At 55.8% G+C, this 20,238-nt stretch carries 31 protein-coding genes and 1 pseudogene; 1 reads left to right on the top strand and 31 read right to left on the bottom strand.

What is annotated here, in order from left to right:
• Positions 1-113 precede the first annotated feature (113 nt).
• Together AC1DVF_RS26550 and AC1DVF_RS26545 are read right to left on the bottom strand one after the other, a co-directional pair.
• Positions 114-638 (bottom strand): single-stranded DNA-binding protein, encoded by a 525-nt coding sequence (locus AC1DVF_RS26550; RefSeq protein WP_477783414.1) that lies wholly within the window; start codon positions 636-638, stop codon positions 114-116.
• A gap of 9 nt (positions 639-647) precedes the next feature.
• Positions 648-2,045, bottom strand: coding sequence for an MFS transporter (locus tag AC1DVF_RS26545; protein ID WP_093434412.1), 1,398 nt, complete (start codon positions 2,043-2,045; stop codon positions 648-650).
• A 190-nt stretch (positions 2,046-2,235) separates the two neighbouring features.
• Between AC1DVF_RS26545 and uvrA the strand changes: the two genes are divergently transcribed.
• On the top strand, positions 2,236-5,070 hold the full coding sequence (uvrA, locus tag AC1DVF_RS26540; protein WP_093434409.1) for an excinuclease ABC subunit UvrA: 2,835 nt from the start codon (positions 2,236-2,238) through the stop codon (positions 5,068-5,070).
• 64 nt (positions 5,071-5,134) lie between these two features.
• Here the strand turns inward: uvrA and bfr are convergent, their stop codons facing one another.
• The 29 genes and pseudogenes from bfr to rplC form a co-directional block, all read right to left on the bottom strand.
• Positions 5,135-5,602 carry a bacterioferritin gene (gene bfr, locus AC1DVF_RS26535; RefSeq protein ID WP_007918444.1) on the bottom strand — a complete coding sequence of 156 codons (468 nt, stop codon included), beginning with the start codon at positions 5,600-5,602 and terminating at the stop codon, positions 5,135-5,137.
• A gap of 149 nt (positions 5,603-5,751) precedes the next feature.
• Positions 5,752-7,206: a catalase gene (locus AC1DVF_RS26530; RefSeq protein WP_477783413.1), complete on the bottom strand. Its 1,455-nt coding sequence runs from the start codon at positions 7,204-7,206 to the stop codon at positions 5,752-5,754.
• A gap of 240 nt (positions 7,207-7,446) precedes the next feature.
• Positions 7,447-7,833, bottom strand: coding sequence for a 50S ribosomal protein L17 (rplQ, locus tag AC1DVF_RS26525; protein ID WP_003176402.1), 387 nt, complete (start codon positions 7,831-7,833; stop codon positions 7,447-7,449).
• Positions 7,834-7,875: 42 nt separating this feature from the next.
• The gene (locus AC1DVF_RS26520; RefSeq protein ID WP_003186012.1) at positions 7,876-8,877 is read right to left on the bottom strand and encodes a DNA-directed RNA polymerase subunit alpha; all 1,002 of its coding nucleotides are present in this window, start codon (positions 8,875-8,877) and stop codon (positions 7,876-7,878) included.
• Positions 8,878-8,899: 22 nt separating this feature from the next.
• Positions 8,900-9,520: a 30S ribosomal protein S4 gene (gene rpsD, locus AC1DVF_RS26515; protein ID WP_003176404.1), complete on the bottom strand. Its 621-nt coding sequence runs from the start codon at positions 9,518-9,520 to the stop codon at positions 8,900-8,902.
• An 18-nt stretch (positions 9,521-9,538) separates the two neighbouring features.
• A complete protein-coding gene (gene rpsK / locus AC1DVF_RS26510; RefSeq protein WP_002555466.1) occupies positions 9,539-9,928 on the bottom strand; it encodes a 30S ribosomal protein S11 in 390 nt (129 codons plus the stop codon).
• A 30-nt stretch (positions 9,929-9,958) separates the two neighbouring features.
• Positions 9,959-10,315 carry a 30S ribosomal protein S13 gene (gene rpsM / locus AC1DVF_RS26505; protein ID WP_003186020.1) on the bottom strand — a complete coding sequence of 119 codons (357 nt, stop codon included), beginning with the start codon at positions 10,313-10,315 and terminating at the stop codon, positions 9,959-9,961.
• Between the two features lie 130 nt (positions 10,316-10,445).
• Positions 10,446-10,562 (bottom strand): 50S ribosomal protein L36, encoded by a 117-nt coding sequence (gene rpmJ, locus AC1DVF_RS26500; RefSeq protein ID WP_002555468.1) that lies wholly within the window; start codon positions 10,560-10,562, stop codon positions 10,446-10,448.
• A 27-nt stretch (positions 10,563-10,589) separates the two neighbouring features.
• On the bottom strand, positions 10,590-11,918 hold the full coding sequence (gene secY, locus AC1DVF_RS26495; protein WP_003228718.1) for a preprotein translocase subunit SecY: 1,329 nt from the start codon (positions 11,916-11,918) through the stop codon (positions 10,590-10,592).
• On the bottom strand, positions 11,919-12,356 hold the full coding sequence (rplO, locus tag AC1DVF_RS26490) for a 50S ribosomal protein L15 (protein WP_003228720.1): 438 nt from the start codon (positions 12,354-12,356) through the stop codon (positions 11,919-11,921).
• Positions 12,357-12,359: 3 nt separating this feature from the next.
• Positions 12,360-12,536, bottom strand: a complete 177-nt coding sequence (rpmD, locus tag AC1DVF_RS26485) for a 50S ribosomal protein L30 (protein WP_003176408.1) — start codon at positions 12,534-12,536, stop codon at positions 12,360-12,362.
• 2 nt (positions 12,537-12,538) lie between these two features.
• Positions 12,539-13,039 carry a 30S ribosomal protein S5 gene (rpsE, locus tag AC1DVF_RS26480; RefSeq protein WP_003186035.1) on the bottom strand — a complete coding sequence of 167 codons (501 nt, stop codon included), beginning with the start codon at positions 13,037-13,039 and terminating at the stop codon, positions 12,539-12,541.
• 3 nt (positions 13,040-13,042) lie between these two features.
• The gene (gene rplR, locus AC1DVF_RS26475) at positions 13,043-13,393 is read right to left on the bottom strand and encodes a 50S ribosomal protein L18 (protein ID WP_003186037.1); all 351 of its coding nucleotides are present in this window, start codon (positions 13,391-13,393) and stop codon (positions 13,043-13,045) included.
• Positions 13,394-13,403: 10 nt separating this feature from the next.
• A complete protein-coding gene (gene rplF / locus AC1DVF_RS26470) occupies positions 13,404-13,937 on the bottom strand; it encodes a 50S ribosomal protein L6 (RefSeq protein WP_003176412.1) in 534 nt (177 codons plus the stop codon).
• 12 nt (positions 13,938-13,949) lie between these two features.
• The gene (gene rpsH, locus AC1DVF_RS26465) at positions 13,950-14,342 is read right to left on the bottom strand and encodes a 30S ribosomal protein S8 (RefSeq protein WP_007918458.1); all 393 of its coding nucleotides are present in this window, start codon (positions 14,340-14,342) and stop codon (positions 13,950-13,952) included.
• A gap of 209 nt (positions 14,343-14,551) precedes the next feature.
• Positions 14,552-14,857, bottom strand: coding sequence for a 30S ribosomal protein S14 (rpsN, locus tag AC1DVF_RS26460; protein WP_003228726.1), 306 nt, complete (start codon positions 14,855-14,857; stop codon positions 14,552-14,554).
• Between the two features lie 13 nt (positions 14,858-14,870).
• Positions 14,871-15,410 (bottom strand): 50S ribosomal protein L5, encoded by a 540-nt coding sequence (gene rplE / locus AC1DVF_RS26455; protein WP_003176415.1) that lies wholly within the window; start codon positions 15,408-15,410, stop codon positions 14,871-14,873.
• A gap of 20 nt (positions 15,411-15,430) precedes the next feature.
• On the bottom strand, positions 15,431-15,745 hold the full coding sequence (gene rplX, locus AC1DVF_RS26450; RefSeq protein WP_008081905.1) for a 50S ribosomal protein L24: 315 nt from the start codon (positions 15,743-15,745) through the stop codon (positions 15,431-15,433).
• A gap of 11 nt (positions 15,746-15,756) precedes the next feature.
• Complete coding sequence (gene rplN / locus AC1DVF_RS26445) at positions 15,757-16,125, bottom strand: 50S ribosomal protein L14 (RefSeq protein WP_002555479.1); 369 nt, start codon at positions 16,123-16,125, stop codon at positions 15,757-15,759.
• Positions 16,126-16,148: 23 nt separating this feature from the next.
• Positions 16,149-16,415 carry a 30S ribosomal protein S17 gene (gene rpsQ, locus AC1DVF_RS26440; RefSeq protein WP_003194644.1) on the bottom strand — a complete coding sequence of 89 codons (267 nt, stop codon included), beginning with the start codon at positions 16,413-16,415 and terminating at the stop codon, positions 16,149-16,151.
• Positions 16,416-16,417: 2 nt separating this feature from the next.
• Positions 16,418-16,609 carry a 50S ribosomal protein L29 gene (rpmC, locus tag AC1DVF_RS26435; protein ID WP_002555481.1) on the bottom strand — a complete coding sequence of 64 codons (192 nt, stop codon included), beginning with the start codon at positions 16,607-16,609 and terminating at the stop codon, positions 16,418-16,420.
• Positions 16,609-17,022: a 50S ribosomal protein L16 gene (rplP, locus tag AC1DVF_RS26430; RefSeq protein WP_007896757.1), complete on the bottom strand. Its 414-nt coding sequence runs from the start codon at positions 17,020-17,022 to the stop codon at positions 16,609-16,611. The genes rpmC and rplP overlap by 1 nt, the downstream gene beginning before the upstream one ends.
• Positions 17,023-17,034: 12 nt before the next feature.
• Positions 17,035-17,721, bottom strand: coding sequence for a 30S ribosomal protein S3 (gene rpsC, locus AC1DVF_RS26425; RefSeq protein ID WP_003176422.1), 687 nt, complete (start codon positions 17,719-17,721; stop codon positions 17,035-17,037).
• Between the two features lie 13 nt (positions 17,722-17,734).
• Positions 17,735-18,067 carry a 50S ribosomal protein L22 gene (gene rplV / locus AC1DVF_RS26420; protein WP_003103908.1) on the bottom strand — a complete coding sequence of 111 codons (333 nt, stop codon included), beginning with the start codon at positions 18,065-18,067 and terminating at the stop codon, positions 17,735-17,737.
• Between the two features lie 11 nt (positions 18,068-18,078).
• Entirely contained in the window at positions 18,079-18,354 is a 276-nt protein-coding gene (gene rpsS, locus AC1DVF_RS26415) for a 30S ribosomal protein S19 (RefSeq protein ID WP_011336172.1), read from the bottom strand.
• 16 nt (positions 18,355-18,370) lie between these two features.
• Positions 18,371-19,195, bottom strand: a complete 825-nt coding sequence (gene rplB / locus AC1DVF_RS26410; RefSeq protein WP_477783412.1) for a 50S ribosomal protein L2 — start codon at positions 19,193-19,195, stop codon at positions 18,371-18,373.
• Positions 19,196-19,209: 14 nt separating this feature from the next.
• On the bottom strand, positions 19,210-19,509 hold the full coding sequence (rplW, locus tag AC1DVF_RS26405) for a 50S ribosomal protein L23 (protein WP_002555488.1): 300 nt from the start codon (positions 19,507-19,509) through the stop codon (positions 19,210-19,212).
• Positions 19,506-20,108 (bottom strand): 50S ribosomal protein L4, encoded by a 603-nt coding sequence (rplD, locus tag AC1DVF_RS26400; protein ID WP_007918468.1) that lies wholly within the window; start codon positions 20,106-20,108, stop codon positions 19,506-19,508. The genes rplW and rplD overlap by 4 nt, the downstream gene beginning before the upstream one ends.
• Before the next feature lie 12 nt (positions 20,109-20,120).
• Positions 20,121-20,238: pseudogene (rplC, locus tag AC1DVF_RS26395) on the bottom strand (50S ribosomal protein L3); the annotation flags it as partial.

The raw sequence follows: 20,238 nt of genomic DNA, 5'->3' as shown, positions 1-20,238 counted from the left end.
GAGCAGGCTCGCTCCCACAGTTGATCGGGGGGATTGCAGGTTATTTGCTCCACAAAAAAAGGCCCGTCGTTTAAGCGACGGGCCTTTTTATTTGCAGCGGTTACAGCAGCGAATCAGAACGGAATATCGTCATCAAAGCTGTCGAAATCCGGAGCCGGTTGCGGTGCGGCCTGCTGAGGAGCCGGGGCCGAACGCTGCTGTGGAGCCGACTGCTGAGGACGCGGAGCCTGCTGGCGTGGAGCCGGAGCCGACTGCTGGTAGTTGTTGCCACCGCCTTGTTGGTCGCCCTGTTGTGGACGGCCGCCGAGCAGTTGCATGGTGCCTTGCATGTCGACCACGATTTCAGTGGTGTAACGCTTGATACCGTCTTTTTCCCACTCGCGGGTCTGCAGCTTGCCTTCGATGTAGACCTGCGAACCTTTACGCAGGTATTCGCCGGCGATTTCCGCAACCTTGCCGAACATCGAAACACGGTGCCACTCGGYCTTCTCGACCTTCTGACCGGTTTGCTTGTCGGTCCATTGTTCGCTGGTGGCCAGACTCAGGTTGGTCACGGCGTTACCGTTAGGCAGGTAGCGAACTTCGGGATCCTGGCCGCAAGTGCCGACCAATATGACTTTGTTAACCCCACGGGCCATAACGTTCTCCTAGGCTTCGCAAGCAGCCCCGGCCGGGTTGTTCACCAGGCGTTCGAGGGTGTCGCGATCCACTAATTCTTTGTCCAGTTTGATGTAAACAGCCGCTTCATCAGCAACTATCACTGCATCGGTTACCCCTACGAGGGCCTTGAGGCGCTCGACCAGACCCGCTTCGCGGATCGCCTCGGGCGACAACGGCAAGCGCAGGCTCGTCACGTAGGGAGGTTCACGCATGGTAACAGCAAAGGCCAGCCAGATGGCAGCCAGACCCGCGCATCCGAGGAACACAACCGACAGACCGCCATGCTGAAACAGCCAGCCGCCGAGTATCCCGCCGAGTGCTGAACCGAGGAACTGACTGGTGGAATACACGCCCATGGCCGTGCCCTTCCCGCCCGCCGGTGAAACCTTGCTGATCAGCGACGGCAATGAAGCCTCCAGCAGATTGAACGCGGTGAAGAACACCACCGTACCGATCACCAGAGCCCGCAGGCTGTCACCGAACTGCCAGAAGAATAGCTCAGTCAGCATCAGCGTCATGACGGCGCCGAGCAAAACTCGTTTCATTTTGCGTTTCTTCTCGCCGTAGATGATGAACGGGATCATGGCGAAGAACGAAATCAGCAGCGCGGTGAGGTAGACCCACCAGTGCTGTTCCTTGGGCAAACCGGCTTTTTCCACCAGCGCCAACGGCAACGCAACGAAGCTCGACATCAACATGGCATGTAACACAAAGATGCCCAGATCGAGGCGCAGCAGATCCGGATGCTTGAGCGTCGGCATCAAGGCCTGACGCGCCACACCGGACTCCCGATGCTGCAATGGCCCGGTGGAGCGCGGCACCATGAACATGATGATGGCGATACCGACCAGTGCCATGGCACCGGTGGCGAGGAACAGTCCGGACAGACCGAAAGCGCGGGTCAGCAAAGGCCCGACGACCATGGCCACGGCAAACGACAAACCGATGGTCATGCCGATCATCGCCATTGCCTTGGTGCGGTGCTGTTCGCGGGTCAGGTCGGAGAGTAGCGCCATCACCGCCGCTGAAATCGCCCCGGCGCCCTGCAGGATCCGCCCGGCGATCACGCCCCAGATCGAGTCTGCCTGAGACGCCAGCACGCTGCCGAGGGCAAAAACGATCAGCCCGAGGTAAATCACCGGACGGCGGCCAATGCGGTCGGAAATGATCCCGAACGGAATCTGGAAAATCGCCTGGGTCAGACCGTAAGCGCCAATAGCCAGCCCGATCAGGGCCGGGGTCGCTCCTGCCAGGTCCATGCCGTAGGTTGCCAATACCGGCAACACCATGAACATGCCAAGCATACGGAAGGCGAACACCAGGGCCAGACCGCTTGCTGCGCGAGTCTCGCTACCACTCATGCGTTCGCTGTGGGGATCGTGCATGGAAAAACCTCGTGTGAACCGGCGGCGATTCTACCAGTCCCATCGAAAGACGGGGTATATCGCGACGCTATGACGCGTATAGATGAAACTCTCTTCATGTAAGGTAAAAACCCTTCGCTTGATAGTGTGCATCCATCCAGTATTTGCCCGTATACTCCTACGTTTTCGACGCCCGCCAAGCGAGGCCACTTTGGACAAGATCCTGATACGTGGGGCCCGTACCCACAACCTGAAGAACATCGACCTGACCCTGCCACGGGACAAGCTGATCGTCATCACCGGCCTGTCCGGATCCGGCAAGTCGTCCCTGGCCTTCGATACGCTTTACGCCGAAGGTCAGCGCCGCTATGTCGAATCGCTGTCGGCCTACGCCCGACAGTTTCTGTCGATGATGGAAAAACCCGACGTCGACACCATCGAAGGCCTGTCGCCAGCGATCTCCATCGAACAAAAGTCGACCTCGCACAACCCGCGCTCTACGGTCGGCACCATCACCGAAATCTACGACTACCTGCGCCTGCTTTATGCACGCGTCGGTACGCCACGCTGCCCGGATCACGACATTCCGCTGGAAGCGCAGACCGTCAGCCAGATGGTCGACCTGGTGCTGGCGCAGCCGGAAGGCAGCAAACTGATGTTGCTGGCACCGGTTATTCGCGAGCGCAAAGGTGAACACCTTTCGGTCTTCGAAGAGCTGCGCGCCCAAGGTTTCGTTCGCGCCCGGGTCAACGGGCGGATCTGCGAACTGGACGAACTGCCCAAACTGGATAAACAGAAAAAGCACTCGATCGATGTGATCGTCGACCGCTTCAAGGTTCGCGCCGATCTGCAGCAACGTCTGGCCGAATCTTTCGAGACCGCGTTGAAACTGGCGGATGGCATTGCACTTGTCGCACCGATGGACGACGAACCGGGCGAAGAGATGATTTTCTCCGCGCGCTTCGCCTGCCCGATCTGCGGCCACGCGATCAGCGAACTGGAACCGAAGCTGTTCTCCTTCAACAACCCGGCCGGCGCTTGCCCGACCTGTGACGGCCTGGGGGTGAAGCAGTTCTTCGATATCAAGCGGCTGGTCAATGGCGATCTGACCTTGGCCGAAGGTGCGATTCGCGGCTGGGACCGGCGTAACGTCTATTACTTCCAGATGCTCGGCTCACTCGCTTCACACTATGGTTTCAGCCTGGAAGTACCGTTCAACGAACTGCCGGCCGATCAGCAGAAATTCATCCTGCATGGCAGCGGCTCGCAGAACGTCGACTTCAAATACCTGAACGACCGTGGCGATATCGTCAAACGTTCGCACCCGTTCGAAGGCATCGTGCCGAACCTGGAGCGTCGCTACCGCGAGACCGAGTCGGCAAGCGTGCGCGAAGAGCTGGCCAAGTTTCTCAGCACCCAATCGTGCCCGGATTGCCGTGGTACCCGTCTGCGTCGCGAAGCGCGGCATGTGTGGGTTGGCGAGAAAACGCTGCCAGCGGTGACCAACCTGCCGATCGGCGACGCTTGCGAGTACTTCGGCGAGCTGAAGATGACTGGCCGTCGCGGCGAAATCGCCGACAAGATTCTCAAGGAAATTCGCGAGCGTCTGCAGTTCCTCGTCAACGTCGGTCTCGACTACCTGTCGCTGGACCGCAGTGCCGACACGCTATCCGGTGGCGARGCGCARCGYATTCGYCTGGCCAGCCAGATCGGTGCCGGYCTCGTCGGTGTTCTGTACATCCTTGACGAACCGTCCATTGGTTTGCACCAGCGTGATAACGACCGCTTGCTCGGCACGCTCAAGCACCTGCGTGATATTGGCAACACTGTGATCGTGGTCGAACACGACGAAGACGCGATTCGTCTGGCCGATTACGTTGTGGATATCGGCCCGGGGGCTGGTGTGCATGGTGGGCAGATCGTGGCTGAGGGCACGCCGGCGGAAGTGATGGCGCACCCGGATTCCCTGACCGGTAAATACCTCTCGGGCCGTGTGAAGATTGAAGTGCCGGCCAAACGCACGCCACGCAATAAAAAGCTCAATCTGTCGCTCAAAGGGGCGCGCGGCAACAACCTGCGCAATGTCGATCTGGACATCCCGATTGGTCTGCTGACGTGCGTGACCGGCGTGTCGGGCTCGGGCAAATCGACGCTGATCAACAATACCTTGTTCCCGCTGAGCGCCACGGCCCTCAACGGCGCGACCACGCTGGAAGCAGCAGCGCACGACAGCATCAAGGGCCTGGAGCATCTCGACAAAGTGGTCGATATCGACCAGAGCCCGATCGGCCGTACACCGCGCTCCAACCCTGCTACCTATACCGGCCTGTTCACCCCGATCCGCGAGCTGTTCGCCGGCGTACCCGAGTCACGCTCCCGTGGTTACGGCCCGGGGCGTTTCTCGTTCAACGTCAAGGGTGGCCGCTGCGAAGCGTGCCAGGGCGACGGCCTGATCAAAGTGGAAATGCACTTCCTGCCAGACATCTACGTGCCATGCGATGTGTGCAAGAGCAAGCGCTACAACCGCGAAACCCTTGAGATCAAATACAAGGGCAAGAGCATCCACGAAACCCTCGAGATGACCATCGAAGAGGCCCGGGAGTTCTTTGACGCGGTGCCAGCCCTGGCGCGCAAGCTACAGACATTGATGGATGTCGGCCTGTCGTATATCAAGCTCGGGCAGTCGGCGACCACGTTGTCGGGTGGTGAGGCGCAGCGAGTGAAACTGTCTCGCGAGTTGTCCAAGCGTGACACCGGCAAAACACTGTACATCCTCGATGAGCCGACCACCGGTTTGCACTTCGCGGATATCCAGCAATTGCTCGACGTGCTGCATCGCTTACGCGACCACGGCAACACTGTGGTAGTAATCGAACACAACCTCGACGTGATCAAGACGGCTGACTGGCTGGTCGATCTCGGGCCGGAGGGCGGCTCCAAAGGTGGGCAGATCATTGCCACCGGCACGCCTGAAGATGTGGCCGAGATGAAGCAATCTCATACCGGTCATTACCTCAAGCCGCTGCTGATCCGCGATCGGGCTTAAACGCCAGGCATGAAAAAGCCCCTGTCACTTCATCAGTGACAGGGGCTTTTTGTATCGATTGCAATCAGGACGTGTGGGATTGCAGGTAGTTCTCGAGACCGATCAACTTGATCAGGCCCAACTGCTTTTCCAGCCAGTAGGTGTGATCCTCTTCGGTGTCGTTGAGCTGAACCCGCAAGATCTCACGGCTGACGTAATCCTTGTGCTGCTCGCACAGCTCAATGCCTTTGCACAGCGCTGCGCGAACTTTGTATTCAAGACGCAGATCCGCTTCGAGCATCTCCGGCACAGTGGTGCCGACATCCAGATCATCCGGACGCATACGCGGCGTGCCTTCGAGCATCAGAATTCGGCGCATCAACGCATCAGCGTGACCGGCTTCCTCTTCCATCTCATGGTTGATTCGCTCGTAGAGCTTGGTAAACCCCCAGTCCTCATACATCCGCGAATGAACGAAATATTGATCACGCGCGGCCAGTTCGCCGGTCAGCAACGTGTTGAGGTAATCGATTACGTCTGGGTGGCCTTGCATCGCCCTACATCTCCCTACTTGAAAGTCTGTAGTTTGAACCAAGCTGACCGGAAGGTCACCCGATTCGCGCAATAAAAGCGAAGATATTCTTAGAAAAGCAGCCTAAATAACGCAAAAACCGCCCAGATGAGGGCGGTTCTGCTTCTCGTTTAGACTTCGTTAAGCTGTACGTTGAGCAGCTTTGCGATTGCTTCTCCATACGCCGGATCGGCCTTGTAAAAGTGCTGCAACTGGCGATCGACGATATCAGTGGAAACGCCCGCCATGGCACCGGCGATATTGCTGACCAGCAATGCTCTCTGATCGTCGCTCATCAGGCGGAACAGCGCACCGGCGTGGCTGTAGTAATCGGTATCTTCGCGGTGATCGTAGCGATCGGCAGCACCGCTCAAGGCCAGCGCTGGTTCTGCGTAACGCGGAGCTTGTTTCGGTGCTTCGGTGTAGCTGTTCGGCTCGTAGTTAGGTGCTGCACCACCGTTACTGCCGAATGCCATCGAGCCGTCTCGCTGGTAAGTGTTAACCGGGCTGCGTGGCGCGTTCACCGGCAGTTGCTGGTGATTGGTACCCACGCGGTAGCGGTGAGCATCAGCGTACGCAAATACGCGCCCCTGCAGCATCCGATCTGGCGACAGACCAACTCCCGGCACCATATTGCTTGGGCCGAACGCCGCTTGCTCGACTTCAGCAAAGTAGTTTTGCGGGTTGCGATTCAGTTCCAGTTCACCCACTTCGATCAGCGGAAATTCTTTCTGCGACCAGGTTTTGGTGACGTCAAAAGGGTTCTCATAATGTGCCGCAGCCTGGGCCTCAGTCATGATTTGAATGCACACGCGCCATTTCGGGAAGTCACCGCGCTCGATGGCTTCGAACAAGTCGCGCTGGGCGTAGTCTGGATCAGTGCCCGCCAACCGTGCGGCATCGGCCGGTGCGAGATTCTTGATGCCTTGTTTGGTCTTATAGTGCCATTTCACCCAGTGACGCTCGCCTTGGGCGCTAATCAGACTGTAAGTGTGGCTGCCGAAGCCGTGCATGTGACGGTAGCCGTCAGGAATACCGCGATCAGAGAACAGAATGGTGACCTGGTGCAGCGCTTCAGGCGAATGCGACCAGAAGTCCCACATCATCTGCGCGCTTTTCAGGTTGCTTTGCGGCAGCCGTTTCTGGGTGTGGATAAAGTCTGGAAATTTCAGCGGATCACGAATGAAGAACACTGGCGTGTTGTTACCCACGATGTCCCAGTTACCTTCTTCGGTGTAGAACCTCAACGCGAAACCCCGTGGATCGCGCTCGGTGTCGGCAGAACCGCGTTCGCCGCCTACCGTCGAGAAACGCAGGAACGTCGGGGTTTGCTTGCCAACAGATTCAAACAGCTTGGCGCTGGTGTAATCCGTGATATCGCGGGTAACGGTGAATGTGCCGTAAGCTCCCGAGCCTTTGGCATGAACGCGACGTTCAGGAATGTTTTCACGGTTGAAGTGGGCGAGCTTCTCGATCAGGTGAAAGTCGTCGAGCAGCAGCGGGCCACGTGGGCCAGCGGAGCGAGAATTCTGGTTGTCAGCGACAGGTGCGCCACTGGCGGTCGTAAGCGTTTTGATCTGGCTCATACGGTCTTCTTCCTCTGTCAGTCTTGAAACTGCCGGCTAATCGGCTTGCTGGGAAGTATCGATCATCCATGTGACACCTACAAATTCATTAACTTGCAAGCTTCGATAGATAATTACTAATTATGTTTCCCGGCACATAGTGACAACAGAGACATGTCAGAAGCTTGTATGAACAGCGCATTTTCTTGCGGACACAAAAAACCGGGCACTAGGCCCGGTTTTTTGTTTCAGACTGACGTCTTACTCGGCGGATACAGCTTCGCCGGCAGTAGCACGATCAACCAACTCGACGTACGCCATAGGCGCGTTGTCGCCAGCGCGGAAACCGCACTTGAGGATGCGCAGGTAGCCACCCTCACGGGTAGCGTAACGCTTGCCCAGGTCGTTGAAGAGCTTACCAACGATAGCTTTCGAACGAGTACGGTCGAAAGCCAGACGGCGGTTAGCCAGGCTATCTGTCTTGGCCAGAGTGATCAGCGGCTCAGCAACGCGACGCAGTTCTTTGGCTTTTGGCAGAGTAGTTTTGATCAGCTCGTGCTCGAACAGCGACACCGCCATGTTTTGGAACATGGCCTTGCGGTGCGAGCTGGTGCGGCTCAGGTGACGACCACTTTTACGATGACGCATGGTTCATTCCTTACCAAACACTACGTTCGGTGATTACGACGATCAGGCAGTCGCCTTGTCGTCCTTCTTAAGACTTGCAGGCGGCCAGTTGTCGAGGCGCATGCCGAGGGACAGACCGCGGGAGGCCAGAACGTCCTTGATTTCAGTCAAGGATTTCTTGCCAAGGTTCGGAGTCTTCAACAGCTCTACTTCGGTACGCTGAATCAGGTCACCGATGTAGTAGATGTTTTCCGCCTTAAGGCAGTTAGCCGAACGTACAGTCAGTTCCAGATCGTCAACCGGGCGAAGCAGGATCGGATCGATCTCGTCTTCCTGCTCGACAACCACTGGCTCACTGTCACCTTTGAGGTCGACGAACGCAGCCAACTGCTGTTGCAGGATGGTTGCAGCGCGGCGAATAGCCTCTTCAGGATCCAGAGTACCGTTGGTTTCCAGATCAATAACCAGCTTGTCCAGGTTGGTACGCTGCTCGACACGGGCGTTTTCCACCACGTATGCGATACGGCGAACCGGGCTGAACGAAGAGTCAAGCTGCAAGCGACCGATGCTGCGGCTTTCGTCTTCATCGCTCTGACGCGAGTCGGCYGGTTCATAACCACGACCACGAGCTACGGTGAGCTTCATGTTCAGGGCGCCGTTAGACGCCAGGTTAGCGATTACGTGATCGGGATTAACGATCTCGACATCATGATCCAGCTGAATATCGGCAGCGGTAACCACCCCCGAACCCTTCTTCGACAAGGTCAGCGTAACTTCGTCACGACCGTGCAGCTTGATGGCCAGACCTTTAAGGTTCAACAGGATTTCAATTACGTCTTCCTGTACACCTTCGATGGCGCTGTACTCGTGGAGCACACCGTCAATCTCGGCCTCGACTACTGCGCAGCCGGGCATTGAGGACAACAGGATGCGTCGCAGCGCGTTGCCCAGGGTGTGGCCAAAACCACGCTCGAGAGGCTCGAGAGTGATCTTGGCGCGGGTTGGACTGACAACCTGCACATCAATGTGGCGGGGTGTCAGGAACTCATTTACCGAAATCTGCATGGATGCACCTATTTTCTAGCCCTTACTTGGAGTAGAGCTCGACAATCAGGCTTTCGTTGATGTCGGCGGACAGATCACTGCGAGCAGGAACGTTCTTGAAAACGCCCGACTTCTTCTCAGTGTCTACTTCTACCCATTCTACGCGGCCACGTTGGGCACACAGATCGAGAGCTTGGACAATGCGAAGTTGGTTTTTTGCTTTCTCGCGAACTGCAACCACGTCACCAGCACGAACCTGATACGACGGAACGTTTACGGTCTGACCGTTAACGCTGATCGACTTGTGCGATACCAGCTGACGGGATTCGGCACGAGTCGAACCAAAGCCCATACGGTATACAACGTTGTCCAGACGGCATTCGAGCAGTTGCAGCAGGTTTTCACCGGTTGCACCTTTCTTGCCAGCAGCTTCTTTGTAGTAGCCGCTGAACTGACGCTCGAGAACGCCGTAGATACGACGGACCTTCTGCTTTTCACGCAGTTGGGTGCCGTAATCGGACTGGCGACCGCGGCGTTGGCCGTGGATACCAGGTGCTGCTTCAATGTTGCACTTCGATTCGATCGCGCGCACGCCGCTCTTCAGGAAGAGATCGGTGCCTTCGCGACGAGCGAGTTTGCATTTTGGACCAATGTAACGAGCCATTCTTTACAATCTCCTGGATTACACGCGGCGCTTCTTCGGCGGACGGCACCCGTTGTGCGGGATTGGCGTCACGTCGGTGATGCTGGCGATCTTGTAGCCACAGCCGTTCAAAGCGCGGACTGCGGATTCACGACCTGGACCTGGGCCCTTGACGTTAACGTCGAGGTTTTTCAGGCCGTATTCCAGCGCAGCTTGACCAGCACGTTCAGCAGCTACTTGAGCAGCAAACGGCGTGGACTTGCGGGAACCGCGGAAACCCGAACCACCGGAGGTAGCCCAGGAAAGAGCGTTACCTTGACGGTCGGTAATGGTCACGATGGTGTTGTTAAAAGATGCATGGATGTGGGCGATGCCATCAACCACTGTCTTTTTAACTTTTTTACGAGGACGAGCAGCAGGTTTTGCCATGATTAAATTCCTGTCGATTCGCTGGGGCGATTACTTGCGGATCGGCTTACGCGGACCTTTACGGGTACGCGCGTTGGTCTTGGTACGCTGACCGCGTACTGGCAGACCACGACGATGACGCAGACCGCGATAGCAACCGAGGTCCATCAAGCGCTTGATTTTCATGTTGATTTCGCGACGCAGGTCACCTTCAGTGGTGAACTTCGCCACTTCGCCACGCAGCTGTTCAATTTGCTCGTCGCTCAGATCTTTGATCTTTGCTGCTGGGTTTACCCCAGTCACTGCACAGATCTTCTGCGCAGTAGTGCGACCAACACCATAGATGTAGGTCAGCGAGATAACAGTATGCTTGTTATCTGGAATGTTAACGCCTGCAATACGGGCCATTCAGTGGGACTCCAATTGACAGCTACCTACGCCCCGGAAGCCAAGAAATAGGGCGCGAGATAATATCGCTGTAATAACAAATAATCAACCCGGTAGCGCACTAGCTACCGGGCTTGAAGCACAATCACACTCAGCCTTGGCGCTGTTTGTGACGCGGTTCCGCGCTGCAAATTACTCGAACAACACCTTCGCGGCGAATAATCTTGCAGTTACGGCACAGCTTTTTCACCGATGCACGAACTTTCATCACCAACTCCTCGAACCTTATGGGTACTCAGCGCAACATGCCGCTGCCGTAACCCTTCAGGTTGGCTTTCTTCATCAGGGATTCGTACTGGTGCGAAACGAGGTGCGATTGTACTTGGGACATGAAGTCCATCACAACCACGACCACGATCAGCAACGAGGTCCCGCCAAGGTAGAACGGAACGTTTGCTGCAACCACAAGGAACTGGGGCAACAGACACACGGCCGTCATGTAAAGAGCACCGAACATGGTCAAGCGGGTCAGAACGCCATCAATGTAGCGCGCCGACTGCTCACCTGGACGGATGCCCGGAATAAAGGCACCGGACTTCTTCAGGTTTTCCGCTACGTCTTTCGGATTGAACATCAACGCCGTATAGAAGAAGCAGAAGAAAATAATCCCTGCACTAAACAGCAGAATATTCAACGGCTGACCAGGAGCGATCGACTGCGAGATGTCCTGCAACCAGCCCATACCTTCAGACTGACCGAACCAGGCACCCAACGAAGCCGGGAACAGCAAAATGCTGCTCGCGAAAATAGCCGGAATAACACCGGCCATGTTCACCTTCAACGGCAGGTGGCTAGTCTGCGCAGCAAAAACCTTGCGGCCCTGCTGACGCTTGGCGTAGTGAACAGCGATACGACGCTGACCACGCTCAATGAACACCACGAAACCGATAATCGCTACTGCCAGCAAACCGATGGCAACCAAGGCGAAGATGTTGATATCACCCTGACGCGCAGACTCGAAAGACTGCCCGATTGCTCTCGGAAGACCGGCGACGATACCCGAAAAAATCAACATCGAGATACCGTTACCTACACCACGCTCAGTAATCTGCTCACCCAGCCACATCATGAACATCGCACCAGCCACAAAAGTGGATACCGCGACGAAATGGAAGCCAAAGTCACCAGTGAACGCAACGCCCTGCCCCGCCAGACCAATGGACATGCCAATAGCCTGAACGAGAGCGAGGACGACGGTGCCGTAGCGGGTGTACTGGCTGATCTTGCGACGGCCAGCTTCACCTTCCTTCTTCAACTGCTCCAGCTGCGGACTGACGGCGGTCATCAGTTGCATGATGATCGATGCCGAAATGTACGGCATGATCCCCAATGCAAAGATGCTCATCCGTTCCAGCGCGCCGCCGGAGAACATGTTGAACAAGCTAAGAATGGTCCCCTCATTCTGTCGAAACAGGTCTGCGAGTCGGTCCGGGTTGATACCTGGAACCGGGATGTGTGCGCCTATTCGGTAGACGATAATCGCCAGGAACAGAAAACGCAGACGAGCCCAGAGTTCAGACATACCGCCTTTGCCGAGCGCAGAGAGAGCACCTTGCTTAGCCATTTATTCCTCGAACTTGCCGCCAGCTGCTTCGATAGCCGCACGCGCACCTTTGGTGGCGCCGATTCCCTTGCCGATAGTGACAGCGCGAGTCACTTCACCGGACAGCATGATTTTCACACGCTGTACGTTGACGTTGATCACGTTGGCATCTTTCAGGGACTGCACGGTGACGATGTCGCCTTCCACTTTAGCCAGCTCGGACAGACGCACTTCTGCGCGGTCCATGGCTTTCAGGGAAACGAAACCGAACTTCGGCAGGCGACGATGCAGCGGCTGTTGACCGCCTTCAAAGCCTGGAGCAATGGTGCCACCGGAACGGGAGGTCTGACCCTTGTGACCACGGCCACCAGTCTTACCCAAACCGCTACCGATACCACGGCCCGGACGATGCTTTTCGCGACGGGAACCCGGCGCTGGACTCAGATCATTGAGTTTCATCGATTAACCCTCGACACGCAGCATGTAGTAAGCCTTGTTGATCATCCCGCGATTCTCGGGAGTATCCTGGACTTCTACAGTGTGACCGATGCGACGCAGACCCAGACCCTTAACGCACAGTTTGTGGTTAGGGATGCGGCCGGTCATGCTTTTGATCAGCGTTACTTTAACGGTAGCCATGATCAGAAGATCTCCTTGACGCTTTTGCCACGCTTGGCGGCAATGGATTCAGGAGACTGCATAGCTTTCAAACCTTTGAAAGTGGCGTGAACCACGTTTACCGGGTTAGTCGAGCCGTAGCACTTGGCCAGAACGTTCTGAACGCCAGCAACTTCGAGGACAGCACGCATAGCGCCGCCAGCGATGATACCGGTACCTTCAGAAGCAGGCTGCATGTACACCTTCGAAGCGCCGTGAGCGGACTTCATTGCGTACTGCAGAGTGGTGCCGTTCAGATCAACTTGGATCATGTTGCGGCGAGCAGCTTCCATTGCCTTCTGGATCGCAGCAGGCACTTCACGCGACTTGCCACGGCCGAAGCCAACACGCCCTTTACCATCACCCACCACGGTCAACGCAGTGAAAGTGAAGATACGGCCGCCTTTAACGGTTTTGGCTACGCGGTTAACTTGAACCAGCTTCTCAATGTAGCCTTCGTCGCGCTTTTGGTCGTTATTTGACATAACTTAGAACTCCAGCCCAGCTTCACGAGCAGCATCAGCCAGCGCTTTAACGCGGCCGTGGTACTTGAAGCCAGAGCGGTCGAAAGCCACTTGCGAGACGCCAGCGGCCTTAGCACGCGTAGCGACCAGCTGGCCAACCTTTGTGGCCGCGTCGATGTTGCCAGTGGCGCCATCACGCAGTTCTTTATCCAAAGTCGAGGCACTTGCCAGGACTTTGTTGCCGTCGGCCGAGATGACCTGGGCGTAGATGTGCTGCGACGAGCGGAACACGCAGAGACGCACGACTTCGAGTTCGTGCATTTTCAGGCGTGCTTTGCGAGCGCGACGCAGTCGAGTAACTTTTTTGTCGGTCATTTGCTATGCCCTACTTCTTCTTGGCTTCTTTACGACGGACGACTTCGTCCGCGTAGCGCACACCTTTGCCTTTGTACGGCTCTGGTGGACGGAAGTCGCGGATCTCAGCGGCCACTTGACCTACCAGCTGCTTGTCGATGCCCTTGATCAGGATATCGGTCTGGCTAGGAGTCTCAGCGGTGATGCCTTCCGGCAGTTCGTAATCCACTGGGTGCGAGAAGCCAAGGGCCAGGTTCAAAACCGTGCCTTTTGCTTGCGCCTTGTAACCAACACCGACCAGCTGGAGCTTGCGCTCGAAGCCTTGGCTTACGCCTTGGACCATGTTGTTTACCAACGCACGCGTGGTACCGGCCATTGCGCGAGTTTGTTGATCGCCATTGCGAGCAGCGAAACGCAGCTCACCAGCTTCTTCAACGATCTCAACGGACGAATGGATGTTCAGTTCAAGAGTACCCTTGGCACCCTTCACCGAAAGCTGTTGGCCTGCGAATTTTACTTCGACACCGGCTGGCAGCTTAACGGGGTTCTTAGCGACGCGAGACATGCTTATCCCCCCTTAGAACACAGTGCAAAGAACTTCGCCGCCGACACCGGCAGCGCGCGCAGCACGATCCGTCATCACACCTTTGTTGGTGGAGACGATAGACACGCCAAGACCGCCACGAACTTTCGGCAGATCTTCAACGGACTTGTACTGACGCAGGCCTGGACGACTAACGCGCTTCACTTCTTCGATAACCGGACGGCCTTCGAAGTACTTCAGCTCGATGGACAACGACGGCTTAGCGTCGGTGGTGATCTGAAAATCCGCGATGTAACCTTCGTCCTTCAGGACTTTTGCTACAGCCACCTTCAGCGTGGAAGACGGCATGCTTACGACAGACTTTTCAGCCATCTGGGCATTACGGATTCGAGTTAGCATGTCCGCTAACGGGTCCTGCATACTCATGGGCTAGACGCTCCTAATACAGAAAAATTAGCCTTGCGGCTACTACTTGTCGCCGAGAACTTCCGGGCATGAAAAACACGGGCTCAGGCGAGCCGGTCATTCTAGACACACCCCAGAAATGAATCAAGCCCCAAAAGGGGCTTGATTCAGATTCAAGGCCACCGATGGTCAGGTTCTTGCGAACCCGAACATCGAGACTTTGACAGCAATTACCAGCTGGCTTTAACCAGACCTGGTACGTCACCACGCATTGCAGCTTCACGCAGCTTGTTACGGCCAAGGCCGAACTTGCGGTAAACGCCGTGCGGACGACCAGTCAGGCGGCAACGGTTACGCATGCGCGAAGCGCTTGCGTCACGTGGTTGCTTCTGCAGAGCTACGGTAGCTTCCCAACGCGCTTCTGGACTTGCGTTCAGATCAACGATGATAGCTTTCAGCGCTGCACGCTTGGTGGCGTACTTGGCAACGGTGAGCTGACGCTTCAGCTCACGGTTTTTCATGCTCTTCTTGGCCATTTTCCTACTCCAATCAGTTGCGGAACGGGAATTTGAAAGCACGCAGCAGAGCGCGGCCTTCATCATCGTTCTTGGCAGTGGTGGTCAGGGTAATGTCCAGACCGCGGAGAGCATCGATCTTGTCGTAGTCGATTTCCGGGAAAATGATCTGCTCTTTCACGCCCATGCTGTAGTTGCCACGACCATCGAAGGACTTGGCATTCAGGCCGCGGAAGTCGCGAACCCGAGGCAGGGAGATCGACAACAGACGATCCAGGAACTCGTACATACGCTCACGGCGCAGAGTCACCTTGACGCCGATCGGCCATCCTTCACGGACTTTAAAGCCAGCGATGGATTTACGAGCGTAGGTCACAACGACTTTTTGGCCGGTGATCTTTTCCAGGTCAGCAACAGCATGCTCGATGACTTTTTTGTCACCAACAGCTTCGCCCAGACCCATGTTCAGGGTGATTTTTGTAACGCGTGGAACTTCCATCACGTTCGAAAGCTTAAGTTCTTCCTTAAGCTTCGGTGCGATTTCCTTCCAGTAAATCTCTTTTAGTCGTGCCATGGTCTTCTACCTAGCAGTGTTCAAGCATCAACCGCTTTTTGGGTCGACTTGAAGACACGAATTTTCTTGCCGTCTTCTACTTTGAAACCAACGCGGTCAGCCTTGTTGGTTTCGCCGTTGAAAATGGCGACGTTAGAAGCGTCCAGTGGAGCTTCTTTTTCGACGATACCGCCTTGCACGCCCGACATCGGGTTAGGCTTGGTATGACGCTTTACCAGGTTCAGACCGCTGATAACCAGACGGTTATTAGCAAGAACCTTGAGCACCTTACCGCGCTTACCTTTGTCTTTGCCGGCGATCACGATGATCTCGTCGTCACGACGAATCTTTTGCATGTCGGATCTCCTTACAGCACTTCTGGGGCGAGCGAGACGATCTTCATGAACTTCTCAGTACGAAGTTCACGGGTCACTGGCCCAAAGATACGGGTGCCGATCGGCTCTTGCTTGTTGTTCAGAAGAACAGCAGCGTTGCCATCAAAGCGGATAATGGAGCCATCAGCACGACGTACGCCGTGACGAGTGCGGACTACAACAGCAGTCATCACTTGGCCTTTTTTCACTTTACCGCGAGGAATTGCTTCCTTCACGGTAACTTTGATGATGTCACCGATACCAGCGTAACGACGATGGGAGCCACCCAGCACCTTGATGCACATAACACGGCGAGCGCCGCTGTTATCGGCCACATCGAGCATGGATTGAGTCTGAATCATATAATTTCTCCGACCCCTAGTCCTTAGACTTCCACAGCGCGTTCGAGAACATCAACCAGCGCCCAAGACTTGGTCTTGGCCATAGGACGAGTTTCACGAATAGTGACTTTGTCGCCGATGTGGCACTGGTTGGTTTCGTCGTGCGCGTGCAGCTTAGTCGAACGCTTAACGTATTTACCGTAGATCGGGTGCTTTACGCGACGCTCGATCAGTACGGTGATGGTTTTGTCCATCTTGTCGCTGACAACACGGCCAGTCAGCGTACGGACAGTTTTTTCGGCTTCAGCCATGATCACTTACCTGCCTGCTGGTTGAGCACAGTCTTCACGCGAGCGATGTCACGTTTAACTTGCGAGAGCAGATGAGACTGCCCCAACTGGCCAGTTGCTTTCTGCATACGCAGATTGAACTGGTCGCGCAGCAAGCCGAGCAGTTGCTCGTTCAGCTGCTGTGCGGATTTTTCACGAAGTTCATTCGCTTTCATCACATCACCGTCCGTTTAACAAAGGCGGTGGCGAGCGGCAGCTTTGCAGCAGCCAGGGCAAAAGCCTCACGCGCCAGCTCTTCAGAAACACCCTCGATTTCATACAGGACTTTGCCTGGCTGAATCTGGGCAACCCAGTACTCCACACTACCCTTACCTTTACCCATACGAACTTCGAGGGGCTTTTTGGAAATAGGCTTGTCCGGGAATACACGGATCCAGATCTTGCCGCCACGTTTAACGTGACGGGTCAGAGCACGACGCGCTGACTCGATCTGACGAGCGGTGAGACGACCACGAGCTACAGACTTCAGCGCGAACTCGCCGAAGCTGACTTTGCTACCGCGCTGAGCCAGACCACGGTTGTGGCCTGTCATCTGCTTGCGGAACTTCGTACGCTTAGGTTGCAACATTTGGCGTACCCCTTACTTAGCAGCTTTTTTACGAGGCGCTGGTGCTTGTGGTTTCAGCTCTTCTTGGCGACCACCAATTACTTCGCCTTTGAAGATCCAAACCTTTACACCGATCACACCGTAAGTGGTGTGAGCTTCGTAGTTGGCATAGTCGATGTCGGCACGCAGGGTGTGCAATGGCACACGACCTTCGCGATACCATTCAGTACGTGCGATTTCAGCACCGCCGAGACGACCGCTCACTTGGATTTTGATGCCCTTGGCACCAATGCGCATGGCGTTCTGTACTGCGCGCTTCATAGCGCGACGGAACATTACACGACGCTCCAGCTGCTGAGCTACGCTCTGCGCAACCAGCATACCGTCGAGCTCCGGCTTGCGGATCTCTTCGATATTGATGTGCACAGGCACACCCATTTGCTTGGTCAGGTCCTGACGCAGTTTCTCAACATCTTCACCTTTCTTCCCGATAACGATACCTGGACGAGCGGTGTGGATGGTGATACGTGCAGTTTGGGCCGGACGATGGATATCGATACGGCTTACGGACGCGCTTTTTAGTTTGTCTTGGAGATACTCACGCACTTTCAGATCTGCGAACAAGTAGTCCGCATAAGTCCGACCGTCTGCGTACCAGACGGAGGTGTGCTCCTTGACGATTCCCAGGCGAATGCCAATGGGATGTACTTTCTGACCCATCTCTTCGACTCCGTTACTTGTCAGCAACCTTGACAGTGATATGGCAAGACCGCTTGACGATGCGATCAGCACGGCCTTTGGCACGTGGCATGATGCGCTTCAGCGAACGCCCTTCGTTGACGAAAACGGTGCTGACCTTCAGGTCATCAACGTCTGCGCCTTCGTTATGCTCGGCGTTGGCTACGGCCGACTCCAGCACTTTCTTCATGATCTCGGCGGCTTTCTTACTGCTGAAAGCCAACAAGTTGAGCGCTTCGCCCACCTTCTTCCCGCGGATCTGGTCGGCGACCAAGCGGGCTTTCTGGGCGGAGATTCGAGCGCCCGACAACTTAGCGGCTACTTCCATTTCCTAACCCCTTAACGCTTGGCTTTCTTGTCAGCCACGTGCCCGCGATAGTTGCGGGTACCGGCGAACTCGCCCAGTTTGTGGCCGACCATGTCTTCGTTAACGAGAACTGGGACGTGCTGACGACCGTTGTGTACTGCGATGGTCAGACCGACCATTTGTGGCAGGATCATCGAACGACGCGACCAAGTCTTAATTGGTTTGCGATCGTTCTTTTCCGCCGCCACTTCGATCTTCTTCAGTAGGTGAAGATCAATAAAAGGACCTTTTTTCAGAGAACGTGGCACTGTCGTATCCCTCTATTTACTTGCGACGACGGACGATCATTTTGTCGGTACGCTTATTACCACGAGTCTTCGCGCCCTTAGTCGGGAAGCCCCATGGCGATACCGGATGACGACCACCAGAGGTACGACCTTCACCACCACCATGTGGGTGGTCAACCGGGTTCATGGCAACACCACGAACGGTTGGGCGAACGCCACGCCAGCGCTTGGCACCAGCTTTACCCAACGAACGCAGGCTGTGCTCGGAGTTCGAGACTTCGCCCAGGGTCGCACGGCATTCAGCCAGGACTTTACGCATTTCACCGGAACGCAGACGCAGGGTAACGTAAACGCCTTCACGAGCGATCAGCTGAGCCGAAGCACCAGCGGAACGAGCGATCTGCGCGCCTTTACCTGGCTTCAGTTCGATGCCGTGTACGGTAGAACCGACTGGAATGTTGCGCAGTTGCAGAGCGTTGCCTGGCTTGATTGGAGCCAGAGCGCCTGCGATCAGCTGGTCGCCAGCACTCACGCCTTTAGGGGCGATGATGTAGCGGCGCTCGCCGTCTGCGTAGCAGAGCAGTGCGATGTGAGCAGTACGGTTTGGATCGTATTCGATACGCTCGACAGTGGCGACGATGCCATCTTTGTCGTTGCRACGGAAATCGACCATACGATAATGCTGCTTATGACCACCACCGATGTGACGCGTGGTAATACGGCCATTGTTGTTACGACCACCAGTCTTCGATTTTTTCTCGAGCAGCGGTGCGTGAGGAGCGCCTTTATGCAGCTCCTGGTTGACCACCTTGACCACAAAACGGCGGCCAGGGGAAGTCGGTTTGCATTTAACGATTGCCATGATGCACCCCTTCCTTACTCAGCACTGCTGCTGAAATCGAGATCTTGGCCTGGCTGAAGGGAGATAACTGCCTTCTTCCAGTCATTACGCTTGCCCAGACCGCGAGCAGTGCGCTTGCTCTTACCCAGAACATTCAGGGTAGTGACGCGCTCTACTTTCACGCTGAACAGGCTTTCGACGGCCTTCTTGATTTCCAGCTTGGTTGCGTCAGTAGCAACCTTGAAAACGAACTGGCCTTTCTTGTCTGCCAGAACCGTAGCCTTCTCGGAAACGTGCGGGCCAAGCAGAACTTTAAATACGCGTTCCTGGTTCATCCCAGCAGCTCCTCGAATTTCTTCACGGCCGACACGGTGATCAACACCTTGTCGTATGCGATCAGACTAACTGGATCGGAACCTTGAACGTCACGTACATCTACGTGCGGCAGGTTACGAGCAGCCAGGTACAGGTTCTGATCAACAGCGTCCGACACGATCAAAACGTCGGTCAGGCTCATGTTGTTCAGCTTGCCCAGCAGATCTTTGGTTTTCGGAGTTTCAACAGCGAAATCCTGAACCACGACCAGACGATCAGTACGCACCAGCTCAGCAAGGATGGAACGCATTGCTGCGCGATACATCTTCTTGTTCAGCTTCTGGGAGTGATCCTGTGGACGTGCTGCAAAAGTGGTACCGCCGCCACGCCAGATTGGGCTACGGATAGTACCGGCACGAGCACGGCCAGTACCTTTCTGACGCCATGGGCGCTTACCGCCACCACGAACGTCGGAACGGGTCTTCTGCTGCTTGGTACCTTGACGGCCGCCGGCCATGTAGGCCACGACTGCTTGGTGAACCAGCGTCTCGTTGAATTCGCCGCCAAATGTCAGTTCGGAAACTTCGATCGCTTGAGCGTCATTTACATTTAATTGCATGTCAGCTTCCCCTTAACCGCGAGCCTTGGCTGCTGGACGTACAACCAGGTTGCCGCCAGTAGCGCCAGGAACAGCACCCTTGACCAACAACAGATTGCGTTCAGCGTCCACGCGCACTACTTCCAGGGAC

This window comes from Pseudomonas sp. P4_D7, assembly GCF_056401755.1.
The sequence above is the reverse complement of the archived record's forward strand: the minus strand, read 5'-3'. Positions and strand labels throughout refer to the sequence as shown.